This is a genomic window from Yersinia fenwicki (assembly GCF_043099325.1).
GTDB lineage: Bacteria > Pseudomonadota > Gammaproteobacteria > Enterobacterales > Enterobacteriaceae > Yersinia.
Window position 1 is genome coordinate 709,716 of the sequence record NZ_CP170755.1, and the last position, 14,302, is coordinate 724,017.

A 14,302-nucleotide genomic window follows, 5' to 3' on the forward strand; every position below is an offset into this window, starting at 1 on the left:
TTTATGAATCTCTTTGATAGCTGTGCACACCCATCGCGTATACATGGTTGCCTGCTAGAGGCCCCGCTGCATGGGGTCTTTATTGGTGAAATCTGTCTGATTGAACGCGATTTACGTCTGTCGGAAGTGATTGCAAAAGCTCAGGTGGTGGGGTTTAGAGAGGGGCAGACCGTCCTGAGTTTGATTGGTCGAGCGCAGGGTCTGACGCGTGATGTGGTGATCCGCCCTACTGGCCAGCCTTTTGTCTTTGAGATGGGAGAACATCTGGCGGGGAAAATTTATAACGCTGCCGGAGAAGACGTCGGGGTGCTCGGCAATGCCACGGCATCATCAGCGCCACCATTAACCACTCTGTGTCGGGTTGATAGCCCACCAGTCAGCGTCAATTTGCGCCGCCCCGTCACCACGCCTTTGGTGACGGGAGTCAGAGCGATTGATGGTTTGCTCACTTGTGGACAGGGGCAGCGGATGGGGATCTTTGCGGCGGCCGGTAGCGGCAAAACCTCCCTGATGAGCATGATTATGAACCATGCGGTGGCAGATATTTGTGTCATTGCGCTAATTGGTGAACGAGGCCGTGAGGTGACTGAGTTCATTCATGAATTGCAGGTCTCCCCGCGTGCCGCGCAAACCATTCTGGTGTACGCCACGTCAGACAGCCCGGCGGTTGAGCGCTGCAATGCCGCCTTACTGGCAACGGCGATGGCGGAATATTTTCGTGATCAGGGCAAGGATGTGCTGCTGTTTGTCGATTCTATGACGCGTTATGCCCGCGCTTTGCGCGATGTGGCATTGGCGGCGGGAGAACTTCCCGCCCGGCGAGGTTATCCGGCATCGGTTTTTGAGCAGTTGCCACTGTTATTGGAGCGCCCCGGCGCATTGCAGTTGGGTTCTATTACGGCTTTTTATACCGTACTGCTGGAGAGCGAAGAAGAATCGGATCCGATTGGCGATGAAATTCGCTCAATAATCGATGGACATATCTACCTGAGTGCAAAACTCGCCGGGCGCGGTCACTACCCTGCGATTGATATTTTACACAGTATCAGCCGTGTGTTTTCCAAGGTCACTACCACACAGCATCGTCAGGACGCGGCGAACACTCGCGACATGCTGGGGCGATTGGCACAAATTCAGCTCTATCTCGATCTCGGTGAGTATCAGCGCGGTGAAAATACCGACAACGATCATGCGCTGGATAACAGAGAAGTTATTGAAGGCTTCTTGCAACAAGCAATGGAAGAGTCTGGAGATTTTCCCGCTACGCTCAAGCAACTCAGTGAGCTGGCAAACTGATGGTAAGGAATCTGCTGAGCCTAACGGAGCGGCGGCTGGAACGAGTCAAACAACAGCAGCAGTTGTTGCGACGTTCGTTACAAGCGCTGCAACAGCAGCAACATGATATCCGCACACGGATACAGGTTATGGAAGCTCAAAGTAGCCTGTATGACCAATCCGCAGAGTTGACCCGCGAAGCCTTTTTTGAACGCCAACGTCATAAAGCCACTTTATTGGCGGAAATTGCTCGTCAGTTATATGACCTAGAGAACATTCAGGCGGAGCAGATAGCACTCGAGAAGAAGCAGGGGCAGATGCAGCGACTGTTAAGGGAAACCGATAATCGGTGTGAGAAATTCCGAACTTATCTGAGGCGTGAAAGCAGCAGAAAACGTTTAAATAGAGAGCTTCAACAGCAATACGAAATTGAGGAACTATCCACATATGGTGGCAATAAAACAGGTAACTCATAGCGCCTCTACTGATATTCGAACCGATGAACCGACCGTCGCATCTCGGCCAGAAACATTGCGCAGCGATAATGGGCAGTCAGTGAAATCAGTTCAGCAGCAAGTGCAAAAGAAAATGGTGGAGTTGCTGGCTCGGGCAAAGCAGCGCAAAAAACAGGCCGAGGAGCAGTTATCGCCCTCCGTACCTGCTCCGATGATGGCGATAAACAGCATGCCACTAAGTAAACAGATAGCGTTGCCGAGTATTGCGCAACAGCCTGAGTGGGTGGCGCTACAGAAACAAGGCGCTTTGGTGCAGGGATATGAGGCTGCCGAGCAACCGCAGGTTATGGCAGAAAGTCGGGCAAAACCAGTACCCGTCGCGGACAAGGCGACAGAAGTATTGGCACAACTGACAGAAACATTGACTCAGTCGCAGGGTATCTCGAGGGATAAAGGTGAGCAGTCACTGGCTGGCCTGATTGCAGCTACCAGAGATAATTTTGAGATGCCAAGGGTAACTGCCCCTTCTTCTATCAGGACAGAGAATAAAGAAGAGATGTCTGACACCCCTATTTCTCAGGATATGACAGATATAGCTCGTTCAGCAGTTGAACCGTCGATCATGGTTACATCTAAGTCTGAGCGAGAATCAGCCCCGTCTTTGCCGCCAGCGGAAAAAAAGGAAAGCACGCTAAGTAATGATCGCGCGCCAGCGTTGAACACACAACAATTGGTCGGACAGCAATTGGCGACATCAGCATCGACGGTGGCTCAGCCTGAAGAGGTGAAAACCACACCTCAGGCAGTAATGACCGCGGTGTCGGAGCGGACAGAAAGTGAAGCGATAGCCGGGCGTCGAACCTTGAGTTACACCTTTGCTCAATGGAAAAACAGCCCGGTGGTGACATTTGAATTGTCCAAAGCCGGTGAACTGACTGCCACAACCAATAGTGTGGAAGTTCAGCAGGCGCTGCAGGATACACAGCTGGATTGGCAAGAGGTTCAGGGAGCATCTCGCCAGTTACAGCGAGATTTTAATCTCAGTGACGATGATTACATGGCCATGGGGAGACGTCAGGTCAGATCAACCTCAAATCAGGTAGCAACGCCTCCTCATATAAACGCCCTGGAAAATTTGATTGAAACACTTCATGGTGATTATCAGCAAACTTACGCCAAAATTAATGAGAAAGCGGCTGAGTTTATGAAGGATGTTAATACTGCTATCGGTAAAATAAGTGATTTTATAAAAGCCGGTAGTGATGGAAAAATAAATTTTAAACCTAAGGATTTTTTAGAGACGCTAGATAAATCATTTGCTAAATATACAGATTTCAAAGTGAGTAGTACGAGTGATTATTACAAATGGTCTCCTAATGATAACTCAACAAAACCAATTTATACCTTTAGTGGTGATGATGCTGCATTCAACTTCTGGCAAAAGAAATTGGGAGATGGTTATATCGTAAAACGATCAGGTTCGGATGGGAAAATCCACGTATTACCTAATTTAAGCGCTATCAGGAATATATATAGTAGTGTAGCAAGCAGTGACTCTCGTTGGGAGGGCAGTGATATGAATTCACAATCTTTCCAAAGCCTACAATCAGCCATCGATAGTCAGAAAAATGCGGTGAATAGCGGTGTATCTCAATTGCTGGAGAGATTTCGCCAGGATAACAGTACCTTCGAAACCTTGATTCAGCTGTTACAGCAAATGACGCAAGATTTACATCGTTATAATGCTGGCTATTTTCAATAAATAAATAGCAGCAGGTGTTATGCCCTGCTGCTTATTCAAGCAGCGTGACGCAGATTAGTAATAATATGACTGTCTTAAAATATTTAGAGAGCGGTGTGCCGCACAGTGCTGGATATTTTTTGCAACCGGTGCGCACTGTTGTATTACAAAAATTTTAAGCTATTTATATAAGGTAGGTTATTTATGATTGCGCCGCGCCCTATGGAACGCCTGGTTTCTGCTTCCGTTTCCTCATTTTCGGGTTCTGGCAAACCTGCTGCCCGCAATGAAAGCTCTTTGGCGGATAGTCTTTCTGGGATTTCATCTGTTAATTCACAATCTTTGCCAGTTTCCTCCGGGGAAGGCGTTGATAGCCATAGTGTAATCTCTTTCAGCCAAAATTCTGCAAGTGGCAAACCATTATCGGACGTTAATACGGCTAACCATATCGCTTCTTTTCTCAAAGATTTGAAAGAGAGTGAGCCTAATCTCAATGAGTCAAAATCATTTAATAAAGTGGTGGAACTCTGTGGTAGTCGTGATTTAAAAACCGCCACATTGAATTCAGGTACTAAATCGGCATTGGCATTATTTAGCCTGTTACCGGCGGATAAGAAAGATGCAGGTCTGATGGCTAAAGCAAAGGCGTTCAACAATGCGATGACAAAGGAGGTTAAAGATTCAGGTTTGGCACTTAAGGCAATGAAAACATTTACCTCCGCCATTTTAGAAAAGATGGAACTATCTCCGAAAGAAGCGAAAGCAGAAGATAACCTGAAGCAACTTTGTTCTAATTATCTTCAGGAATATGTCTATCCAGATATTATTGCCAAGCTAGATGGAAAGCTGTCAGCGGATTATGTGCAAATGCTGAAGGAGAATCCTGCAAATGTAGAAAATCATCTTTTTGCAGGTGAAAACGAAAAAACCAACAATATGATCACCGAACTTCAAAAAGAATTTTTTGAGTTCAAAGGGGTAGGTGATAAAGCCGTGAAAATGTATTCTCTGCTCAAAGAGTTAGAGCATAAAACACAAATAATGGCAGGGTTGATACGACAAGATATTGCAGCACCAGACGCACCAGTATCACCCGCTGCAGGGCCTGCCGTCAGCAATGATATAGGCCAGCCTCGCTCGGCTGATGGTAATAATGCAGCTAATCCTGGGCCTGCCGCACCGAATATTACTCATATTACTAATAACTATAATATTACTTATAATGCGCCGTCGCTGGTCTCAAATAATATTTCGACCACAAATATTAGTTTGTCAAACACGGCGGCTACCACTAAACCTGAGAATGATAAGTCGCAGAGTACCACGGCCAATCAAACACCCGCGGATAGGGTGGACTCTTCAGCTCAATTACTCGACGAAGTTGATAGCACTCCTAGCTCGTCGCCGACTGAAAATCTTAAGTATGCAACTTCCGCTAACACCCCCACGGCCAATAAATCCCTTAATTCTTCGGGGACGTTATATGGTAGCAAGGGGCCAGCACCATCCTGGTTAGGCAAGGATGCCAAGGTGACACTAACGAGTGATGGGCAGGTTCGTGATCTCAGCCAAAAACAGGCTTATGTGCAGGGGAGTGTAGAGCAAAAACAGCCCACATCACTAAATAGTTTTGGTAATCAATTTGTTGGTTTTGGGCAACAGAACTCTGCGCCAATATCATTAGCTGGGGCGAGTCAGATTCAGCAGAATGCGCCTCAAGTGCACAATAGACAGAGTTTATCCACAGCAAAAGATATCCCGGTGTCGGATAATGTGTTGAATTCAGAAACGATACCGAAAGATGTTGATGGTATTTATCATGCGGTTCCCGCTATGGCTGAGGCTGAGATTCAACAGGATACGGCGCAAGTGAGTTATAAAGCGGATTTACTCGTCCCAGGACAAAAACCTAACTTTATAACTACGCTGGATCTTCAGGTGAACTCAGAGGGAACATTGCAACAAACGGATTAGACTTATCGTGCAACTCCCGCTAAGGTCGTCGCTGAGAAGCAGCTCAATGCTCAGGGAACTTCGTTTGGTATGAAAGTGGGGGCTACCTCGGTGTCAACCCAATCTGGGCTGGCGAACAATGATTCTACGGTGATACTGACGCAGCAAGGTGCACAGACACGCGATCTCAGTAATAAATTAGCTTACAGGTTGGGAGGCACTCAGCCGAACAACTCTTCTTCGGTCAATGCTCAGGGTAATCAATTTGTTGGTTTTGGGAAAAATAGCACTGGGCCAACGCAATCCTGGATCAATAATAAGGGGGCTAATGTGGTACTGACTCAAGAAGGTGCACAGACTCGCTCTCTCACTGAGAAAGATCAATATCGCGCGGATAAATTCACCAATAGTCGTTCCCCCATTAATTCGTCAGAGGCCAAGTGATGAAATCAGAAAATTCTCATCAGCGCTGGCTTAAGTCAGAACTAACCGAAATTCGCGCCTACGCGGGCGCAACCCAAAATTGGGATATGCAATCGCGGTTGATTATCGATCTCCATCTTGATTCCCTGGAAATGCTGGAGTTAGTGTCAGCGGTAGAAAAATATACGGAACAACCGCTGGACGACAAAACCTGGATGACTTGGCATCGGGTACAGGATGTGCTGGATTATTTGGAAGAAGTCACTCGCTGATATCTCCGTTGTCGCTATCTCAGATCTTGCCGATGCATTTCAGGCGACTCTCGATGGGTTGTCTGCTCCACCGCTGGTCGTCAATATGGACGGATTAACTTAATTTGATAATAAAATTCTGAAATCGGTTAATTTGAATACCGATATCTGGCAGGGAAAAGACGCACCCCAGTCACTGAATTATTAAAGTGATAATGCTAGCAGGGCGCTCAGTTACAAAGGCAGTAGCGCCTCTTTTCAATTAAATACTGATCTTAGTCAACGGGTGCAGAACACAAAATCCTATTTATCAGACTTTGACAGTATTCAATAACCTGAAAGTCACAACGTGATGACTCGTTTATCATCGTAGGATCAGAGCCATATCACTGTTTCGTGTTAACTTTTGTCATAAAAATAAGTTGTTATCGGAGAATTTGTTCTATGATCGACAGCGCGCCCTCTGATTATTTATTGGGGCACTGTTCATTAAGGAGAACTTTATGTCTCACATGCCATTGATTCAGCTCCCCCATACTCATGGTGAAGGTTGCCTCTGCAATAGCCCTGCATTCATACGCATCAATACGGTATTTTCCCAGAAAGCGACGCAATCAGCCCCTATTACTGCGGCAACGGTTGCGGCGGCTGTACCGGGAACAAAATCACAAAAAAGAGATGTTGCCGCTAATGCGGTACGTGTGATGGCTTTTATTAATGTTCGTGTCTTTGATGGTGTATCAGACCAACTACGAGACGGGCTGCGAGTATTAGTGGAAGGCAACAAAATAAAGTCGGTGGAGCCTGCGGATACTCCGCTCTCACCGGATGTGGAGCTTATTGATGGCGGTGGCTGCGTATTAATGCCAGGGCTGATTGATGCTCACTGGCACGCCATTATGGCTCGCCCATCGATGATGACCGCCATGACGGCGGATTTTAACTATATTCAGGCGTTGGCCATTGCTGAAGCTGATGCCACCTTAATGCGCGGCTTCACCACGGTACGTGATATGGGCGGGCCGGTTTTTGGTTTGAAACGAGCTATTGATGAACATGTCGCTACTGGCCCACGCATTTTCCCTTCTGGTGCATTTATCACTCAAACCGGTGGGCACGGTGATTTTCGCTTGCTGGGGGAATTGCCACATACTCCATCAGACCCCTTAAGTTACGCTGAGCGTGTGGGGATGACGGCAATTGCCGATGGTGCTGATCAGGTATTGCTACGGGCCAGAGAACAACTCATGCGGGGTGCTTCGCAACTCAAATATATGGCTGGTGGTGGTGTCAGCTCCATGTATGACTCCATCGATGTGACGGAAGGTTCTGTCACTGAAATCCAGGCCGCGGTTACCGCAGCGGAAAACTGGGGCACCTATGTGACCGTCCACGCCTACACCCCTCGTGCTGTTACTATGGCTATCAAAGGCGGAGTTAAGTGTATTGAGCATGGCCAGTTATTGGATGAAGAAACTGTGCAACTCATGGCCGAAAAAGGTATCTGGTGGAGCTTGCAACCTTTCCTTGACGATGAAGATGCGGTGCCAACACCAAGCCCGGCGTCGCGAGCCAAGCAACTTGAAATGGTGGCAGGGACTGATACCGCCTATATGTTGGCGAAAAAATATAACATCAAGACAGCATGGGGTACTGACACGCTGTTTGATGCCCGACTGGCAACCCGACAAGGGGCGCAATTAGCCAAGTTAACGCGCTGGTATTCACCGCTTGAAATTCTCAAAATGGCGACCAGTGTGAACGCTGAACTTTGTGCTTTTTCTGGCCCGAGAAACCCTTATCCCGGAAAACTGGGTGTGGTGGAAAATGGTGCGCTGGCTGACCTGATTCTGGTGGATGGCAACCCTTTGGATGATATCCAACTCGTAGCGCAGCCAGATAAAGCATTTAGAGTCATTATGAAAGATGGGCAAATTTTCAAAAACACGCTGGGCAGTGATCATTAATAGTTTTTTATGATGACAAACCCTGACTTCTGATAGGGTGGCACCAGTTAATTGAGGTTGTTCAATGAATTATATGACTTCCCTTAGGAAGCAGCCGTGGTTTTTCTTGATGCTTTTAAGCTGTGTGAAACAGAATCTATGGCGTGGGCCGTGGGTTCTGTTATCGGCGATCACCCTGAGTGGTTGCTCCGGTGCTGAGGCTCCCTCATTTTCGCTAGTGGGTTCCTATTTTCCTTCTTGGATGGCTTGCGCTTTTATCGGGATAATCACTGCGGTGATTGCTCGTGTTCTGTTTATTCGCGTTGGTATTGATGAGGTGCTGCCATGGCGGCTGTTGGTGTATGTCTGCCTGGCGCTTGCTGTGGCATTCATCTGTTCCCTATTACTGTTTACGCGATGAATGATGAATATGAATAAACTCCAAGGGAGTGGGCATAAGCGGCGACTGGCACTCATTGTAGCTGGTGTTATTGTTGTTGCAGCAGTGATCTCAGGGTGGTTGTCGGTGCGGCAGACCACATTGAATCCACTGTCTGAAGATGCGGAGCTGGGTGCTAGCGTGGTACATATTGCCAGCTCCGTTCCGGGCCGTATTATCTCAATCAATGTTGAGGAAAACAGCAAAGTCCGGCGTGGTGATTTATTGTTTTCCATTGAGCCGGATCTCTATCGTTTGCAAGTCGAGCAAGCACAAGCTGAGTTGAAAATGGCAGAAGCTGCCCGCGATACCCAGCAACGAACTGTGGTCGCGGAGCAATCCAATGCGGCAATTACCAATGAACAGATTGTTCGGGCGCAAGCCAATCTCAAATTAGCCACTCAGACGTTGGCTCGCTTACAACCCCTGCTCTCTAAAGGCTATGTTACCGCCCAGCAGGTGGATGATGCAGCGACGGCGAAACATGATGCAGAAGTCAGCCTAAAACAGGCATTAAAACAGTCATTTGCCGCTGAGGCGTTGGTCAGCAGCACCGCTGCTTCGGAAGCGCTGGTGGTGGCACGTCGCGCGGCACTTGCTATTGCCGAACGGGAACTGGCGAATACGCAAATCCGTGCGCCCCATGATGGCCGGGTGGTCGGGTTGACTGTCTCTGCCGGGGAGTTTGTCGTCCCGGACCAGGCTATTTTTACACTTATCAATACCGAACACTGGCATGCTTCGGCATTTTTCCGCGAAACGGAGTTGAAGCATATCAAGGTGGGGGATTGCGCTACCGTCTATGTTATGGCGGACAGACAGCGTGCGATTCAGGGGCGAGTAGAGGGGATTGGTTGGGGCGTAAGTTCTGAAGATATGTTGAATATCCCGCGTGGCCTGCCTTATGTGCCGAAGTCATTAAATTGGGTGCGTGTTGTCCAGCGTTTCCCAGTGAGAATCAGCCTGGAAAAACCGCCGGAGGACCTGATGCGAATCGGGGCGACTGCTGTGGTTATCGTGCGAAATGACGAGGGTTGCTGACGGTACGCTTGGCGGCATAATCCGTCAGGCAAAAGTAGATTTAGCCTATTTCCCTGGCAGGGTAGCTCAGGCGTGGCGTGTTGCCGCGCTCTGTGCATTGATGGCGATGATAGCCATGATATATGGCATTCCAGAATCTGCGATTAGCTGTTATCTCATTATTTTCGTGATGAAACCTGATGGTGTCGAGAGCATGGTGATGGCTATTGCTATCACTATATTGGTGTCGCTGGTCGTCGGCTTGGTATTCCTGCTTATCCACTTCACGTTGGAAGCTGCACCGCTGCGCATGGCAGCCTTGATTGTCAGCTCATTTTTATTTCTCTATCTCGGTTCAGCCAGTAAGCTCGGCCCGGCCGGCAGTATTATTGCGCTGGTGATTGCGTTTGTCATGACGTTACTGAGTGATATCCCCATGGGAGAAGTGGCAACGCGCGGGTTGTTGTATGCTTGGCTAATGGCTGTTTCGCCGATGTTGCTGATTATTGGTTTTAATCTTTTCCTTGGTCGGGCACCTCAGACGTTATTGCGCGCCAGCCTAGCTGAGCGATTATTGGCGGTGGCCGAGGCATTGCGTCAACCCGATGCGGCCACTATGGATAGGGTTAAGGAACTGCTGCAAGAAGGGCAAAAGGAGCATCAGCAACGGGCGCTTTTTGTGCGTATTTTCCATCTACGGCCTTCGGCTGAAGCTGTCTGGCTTGAGGGGGCGGTAAAAAGCAGTTACCGGTTACTGTTGGCGACTTCGGCTTTACCTGCAACGTCATCGGAAAAAGCACGCCTTGAGCTGGCGGCTTACTGTCGTGATGCGGCGCAGGCGATTGCTGCAGGCCATCTTGCGCTTACCCCTCACTTCGCCATTGACGATCCCAGCGATGAAATCAATGAAATCAGGAGCGCGCTGACAGCACTGGCAACCGCCGATAATGGGCAAGACCTGAATGCTCCGAAATCCACCTTCTTTGCCGCAGACGCCCTAACCAATCCTGTTCATCAGCAGTTCGCTCTGAAAACTACCGCTGCGGCGTTGATCTGTTATCTGATTTACACTGCGCTAGATTGGCAGGATATTCATACCGCCATGATCACTTGTTATGTTGCTGCATTGGGCACCACCGGTGAGACGGTACATAAGCTAGTCTTGCGGATTATTGGTTGTTTGGTCGGCGCATTAATGGGAGTGCTGTCGATTATCTTCATCATTCCCCATATCAACGATATCGGGCAATTGATGGCGCTGGTGTTTGGTTGCATTCTCTTGGCCGCTTGGGTGTCATGTGGCAGTGAACGTATTGCCTATGCCGGTGTTCAGGTTGGGCTGGCTTTCCTGCTGACGGTATTGCAAGGTTTCGGGCCAAGTACCGATTTGGGCGTAGCTCTGGATAGGGTGCTGGGTATTTTGCTGGGTAATTTGGTGGTGTATTTGATTTTCACCCGACTGTGGCCGGTGGCGATTGTAGATGCGGTTCAGGTCCATATTAGTCAGGCCATGAAGGGGCTGACAAACCTGGCCACATTAACGCCCGATGCCCGGCCTGCGGCACTGAGAGAAGCGACAACGGTTGAGGCGGAGATCACCAGCGCGCAAGAAGAGTTGGCGCTAATCCCCTTTGAACCCGCACAATTACGCCCCTCGCGAGAAGAGTGCGCGCGCTTACAGGCCATACTGGCAGAGATGGGTAAGTTATGCCCGGTGCTGTTTCTACCGACGGAAAAGTCGGCCTCTGATGTGGCACAACTGCGTCGGCTCTCGACAGGTAGCGATACCGCGACATTATTGGATGAGCAGGGAGAGAATAGCGAGTCATCACGGCAGGGAGTATCACCGATTGAACTTACTATTCAACAACGTATAAAGCGGCTTGAGAAACTTCTGGGAATTGGATGACATGATGATGCACGTTGTATTGATGGCCCGGATAGCCAAAAGAGGTCTGACTGGCTCGGTATTGAGTCTGAGTATGCTGGTCGCCGGTTGTGCTACAGACAGCTTGGATCTTGCACCTGCATCTTATACCGAACCTTGGACGGCTGATGCGAATACCCCTATACGGAGTGGCAATTTTTCTGTACCGCCGAACCCGCTGGTGGCGGAATTAGCAGCGCCGCCCAGCATAAAAAGCGAGCATACTTATTCGTTACCTGAGTTGATTGATATCGCCCAGAGCCAAAATCCAGATACCCGCATTGCCTGGCAACAAGCACGGCAGGCTGCGCTGGCGGTCGGAATGGGTGAAGCGATATTTTTACCCATAATTTCAGCCAGTGTGATTGGTGGTTACCATCGTACGACGACTCCTTTACCTTATGCCATCGGCAACGAAAAGGATTTAAAAACCAGCGGGAGTGCGGTGGTTCCTGCCTTGGCATTACAGTGGCTTATTTTTGATTTTGGTCAGCGCAGCGCGTTGCTTGATGCCGCGAAACAGACTTCTTATGCCGCCAATGTGACCTTTAATGGTATGCACCAGAAGCTAATCTATGATGTTACTCGCACGTATTTCCAATATGGTGCTGCACAAACTCAGCGCCAGATAGCAGAACAAACACTGAAAAATAGCCTAAAGATTCAAGCTGCTGCCGAGGAACGGCGCAAAAATGGTATCGCGACGACAGTTGAAGTCGCACTGGCACGCCAGCAGGTCGCACAGTCTGAGTTACGCCGTGTGGTGGCCAAGGGCACTGAACGTGATGCTTATCAGGCATTATTGGGTGCCATGGGGGTTTCTCCTTCATTGGATATTAAAGTCGCTTATGTCGAAGATCGTGCTTTACCGGATGGGATGAGCGCACCAACCGAACAGATGATTCGGCTGGCTCTCTCTCAGCGGCCAGATGTGTTAGCCAGCTATGCAGCAGTCGAGGCGGCCAAAGCGGGTATCAAAGCAACAGAAGCCGATTTCTTGCCGAAAGTCTATCTGGCCGGGGCTGTGGCAGGCGGTGATGGGCATTTTGATATTCAGGGCCTACCGGGTATTAGTCCACAAACTTCATCTTCCAGTATTTTAGTCGGTGTCAGTGTTCCTCTATACGATGGTGGGATACGTGCCGCGCGTGTGAAAGAGGCGGAATCTCGAGCTGCGGTTGCTGCCGAAGGGTTTAAGAAAACGCAAGAGTTGGCGGTGCGCGAAATTGTTGTCGCAGCTGATACTTTGCGCTCTGCGCTTGAAGCGAATCAGGCGGCATTAACTCTGGTGAAAACCTCGTTCATTACCTATGACGCTGCACTGGAGTCTTATCGCAATGGCGTCGGCACGATAACGGTTGCCAACGAGGCTGCTAATGGGCTGTTGAATGCACAACAAATGAGCACTGACGCGCATGCCGCATCTTTGGTCGCAGCCGCTAATTTGGCTTTTGTGATGGGTAAAATGACGAATACTTCAGAATCGCTGGCACTGTTGCATTAGTGGGAAGAGTGTTAATGCGCCGAGTTCTGAGCCAATAAATATTGGAAGTAAGAATAACACTATGCTAATAGCATTCGGATTATTCTTATCTTCCGGTTTTATTATGATGCAGCCCCATCTGTTACGTTAGGATTTCTGAGTAACCGGTTCAAATACAAAAGGCTTTTCTGGCTGGAAATGTGCTGAGACATCGCCGGTATATTGAGTCGCTTGTGGCGTATTAACTTTCAGTTTTTTCACGTCAGCAGATTTCGAAAAATCGATCTTATTAAAATCGACCCAAAATGTATTTGGCATCAGCGTGGATTCAAAATAATAAATTTTATTTTTCTGATCGGAGAGCGTTCTCCAGCGAGTGGATGAGATATTTGGCTCATCCGGCGTGCTGATACCGTAAGGAACGGAGACCGAACGAATAACACTCAATACACTCGCGGTAGCCAGTTGCTTATCGGTATATTTGGGAATGGCATTAATATAAAACTGCGCCCGAACAAAGCGATCACTGGAGCTATTGGTGCCTGGCAGCATGTTAGTACCCCCAATTCTTTGCCAATACGAGTTGATAGCTAATTGTTTGTCATAAGTCGGTGAGTTAGTGACAACCTGATATTCCCGGCTGTGGTGGATAGTGAGTTTGCCATCAATATATTCAAATATAGCACTATCGCCACTGGCGTCAGATAGTGTGAGATGAATAGTACCCAGCCTTTCCTGTCCGGGTACTTTGCTGGTTAAGACCGTAATAGGTTCTTTCTTAAAGTAATTCACCGCTTCATCGACGGTGGCAAAGTTATCAAGAACATATTGGCCCCAGGCAGCCAGCGAAATATTGGGTTTAGCGGAGGTTGGCTCTGGATATTGGGATTCAGCCAACCACAGCATATTCACTACCAAGCCCTTTTCATTCATGCCGTCAGTGGTGGCAATATTGTAGGCTGCGGTAATCACGCTGCCATATTTTGATGTCCAGGCCACGGAGTTTGGCCCTGCATTCCCGGTGCGCTCCATTCCCCGTGGGAATATCCACAGGTCAGAGTGAAGGTCTTCTTTCCAATCCATCGACCGGCCGGTTATCACTAAATTTTCTGGCCCCAAATAAACAGCTCTGGTACAGGCTTGTGCTGCGGGGATTAGTGTGATGGTACCGACAAAGGCCATGGCACCTAACAGAATTTTAGCTATCTGATTTTTATTCATAAGTTACCTTTTCTTTATTACAACAATCAAAATACTTAAGTAGAAATTCGTCACTCTGGTTGATGTTCATCTGGCTGCTAATAGTAGTTTATTTGTCAAATAACACCATCATTTTGCTACCTCCTGGTGTACAGCGATCTTTTGGGCGCATGGAGAGCTAAAGCGCTG

The 14,302-nt window shown here is 48.5% G+C and carries 12 protein-coding genes; 11 read left to right on the top strand and 1 reads right to left on the bottom strand.

From position 1 onward, the window contains the following. The first annotated feature begins 3 nt into the window (after positions 1-3). The 11 genes from sctN to ACF3VQ_RS03265 all read left to right on the top strand — a co-directional run bounded on the left by sctN (position 4) and on the right by ACF3VQ_RS03265 (position 12,934). Positions 4-1,296 (top strand): type III secretion system ATPase SctN, encoded by a 1,293-nt coding sequence (gene sctN, locus ACF3VQ_RS03215; RefSeq protein WP_392433376.1) that lies wholly within the window; start codon positions 4-6, stop codon positions 1,294-1,296. After that, positions 1,296-1,751 (top strand): hypothetical protein, encoded by a 456-nt coding sequence (locus ACF3VQ_RS03220; protein WP_392433377.1) that lies wholly within the window; start codon positions 1,296-1,298, stop codon positions 1,749-1,751. The genes sctN and ACF3VQ_RS03220 overlap by 1 nt, the downstream gene beginning before the upstream one ends. After that, positions 1,723-3,492 (top strand): hypothetical protein, encoded by a 1,770-nt coding sequence (locus ACF3VQ_RS03225; protein ID WP_392433378.1) that lies wholly within the window; start codon positions 1,723-1,725, stop codon positions 3,490-3,492. Before ACF3VQ_RS03220 ends, ACF3VQ_RS03225 begins: the two co-directional genes overlap by 29 nt. A 183-nt stretch (positions 3,493-3,675) precedes the next feature. Then, positions 3,676-5,445, top strand: a complete 1,770-nt coding sequence (locus ACF3VQ_RS03230) for a hypothetical protein (RefSeq protein WP_392433379.1) — start codon at positions 3,676-3,678, stop codon at positions 5,443-5,445. 90 nt (positions 5,446-5,535) lie between these two features. Then, positions 5,536-5,868, top strand: a complete 333-nt coding sequence (locus ACF3VQ_RS03235; RefSeq protein ID WP_392433380.1) for a hypothetical protein — start codon at positions 5,536-5,538, stop codon at positions 5,866-5,868. Further along, the gene (locus tag ACF3VQ_RS03240; protein ID WP_392433381.1) at positions 5,868-6,119 is read left to right on the top strand and encodes an acyl carrier protein; all 252 of its coding nucleotides are present in this window, start codon (positions 5,868-5,870) and stop codon (positions 6,117-6,119) included. Before ACF3VQ_RS03235 ends, ACF3VQ_RS03240 begins: the two co-directional genes overlap by 1 nt. 482 nt (positions 6,120-6,601) lie before the next feature. Next, positions 6,602-8,065: an amidohydrolase family protein gene (locus ACF3VQ_RS03245; RefSeq protein ID WP_392433382.1), complete on the top strand. Its 1,464-nt coding sequence runs from the start codon at positions 6,602-6,604 to the stop codon at positions 8,063-8,065. A 64-nt stretch (positions 8,066-8,129) separates the two neighbouring features. Beyond that, entirely contained in the window at positions 8,130-8,465 is a 336-nt protein-coding gene (locus ACF3VQ_RS03250; protein ID WP_392433383.1) for a YtcA family lipoprotein, read from the top strand. 9 nt (positions 8,466-8,474) lie between these two features. After that, positions 8,475-9,524 carry a multidrug transporter subunit MdtN gene (gene mdtN, locus ACF3VQ_RS03255; protein WP_392433384.1) on the top strand — a complete coding sequence of 350 codons (1,050 nt, stop codon included), beginning with the start codon at positions 8,475-8,477 and terminating at the stop codon, positions 9,522-9,524. After that, entirely contained in the window at positions 9,508-11,412 is a 1,905-nt protein-coding gene (locus ACF3VQ_RS03260) for an FUSC family protein (protein WP_392433385.1), read from the top strand. Before mdtN ends, ACF3VQ_RS03260 begins: the two co-directional genes overlap by 17 nt. Before the next feature lies 1 nt (position 11,413). Further along, on the top strand, positions 11,414-12,934 hold the full coding sequence (locus ACF3VQ_RS03265) for a TolC family protein (protein WP_392433386.1): 1,521 nt from the start codon (positions 11,414-11,416) through the stop codon (positions 12,932-12,934). Between the two features lie 126 nt (positions 12,935-13,060). On the opposite strand, the gene ACF3VQ_RS03270 is transcribed toward ACF3VQ_RS03265, so the two are convergent. After that, complete coding sequence (locus ACF3VQ_RS03270) at positions 13,061-13,996, bottom strand: linear amide C-N hydrolase (RefSeq protein WP_392435431.1); 936 nt, start codon at positions 13,994-13,996, stop codon at positions 13,061-13,063. Positions 13,997-14,302: the final 306 nt, after the last annotated feature.

Bases quoted from the DNA above. Each gene is read 5' to 3' on its own strand.
- sctN (WP_392433376.1), top strand. From the start codon at position 4: ATGAATCTCTTTGATAGCTGTGCACACCCATCGCGTATACATGGTTGC.
- ACF3VQ_RS03220 (WP_392433377.1), top strand. From the start codon at position 1,296: ATGGTAAGGAATCTGCTGAGCCTAACGGAGCGGCGGCTGGAACGAGTC.
- ACF3VQ_RS03225 (WP_392433378.1), top strand. From the start codon at position 1,723: ATGGTGGCAATAAAACAGGTAACTCATAGCGCCTCTACTGATATTCGA.
- ACF3VQ_RS03230 (WP_392433379.1), top strand. From the start codon at position 3,676: ATGATTGCGCCGCGCCCTATGGAACGCCTGGTTTCTGCTTCCGTTTCC.
- ACF3VQ_RS03240 (WP_392433381.1), top strand. From the start codon at position 5,868: ATGAAATCAGAAAATTCTCATCAGCGCTGGCTTAAGTCAGAACTAACC.
- ACF3VQ_RS03245 (WP_392433382.1), top strand. From the start codon at position 6,602: ATGTCTCACATGCCATTGATTCAGCTCCCCCATACTCATGGTGAAGGT.
- ACF3VQ_RS03250 (WP_392433383.1), top strand. From the start codon at position 8,130: ATGAATTATATGACTTCCCTTAGGAAGCAGCCGTGGTTTTTCTTGATG.
- mdtN (WP_392433384.1), top strand. From the start codon at position 8,475: ATGAATAAACTCCAAGGGAGTGGGCATAAGCGGCGACTGGCACTCATT.
- ACF3VQ_RS03260 (WP_392433385.1), top strand. From the start codon at position 9,508: ATGACGAGGGTTGCTGACGGTACGCTTGGCGGCATAATCCGTCAGGCA.
- ACF3VQ_RS03265 (WP_392433386.1), top strand. From the start codon at position 11,414: ATGATGATGCACGTTGTATTGATGGCCCGGATAGCCAAAAGAGGTCTG.
- ACF3VQ_RS03270 (WP_392435431.1), bottom strand. From the start codon at position 13,996: ATGGATTGGAAAGAAGACCTTCACTCTGACCTGTGGATATTCCCACGG.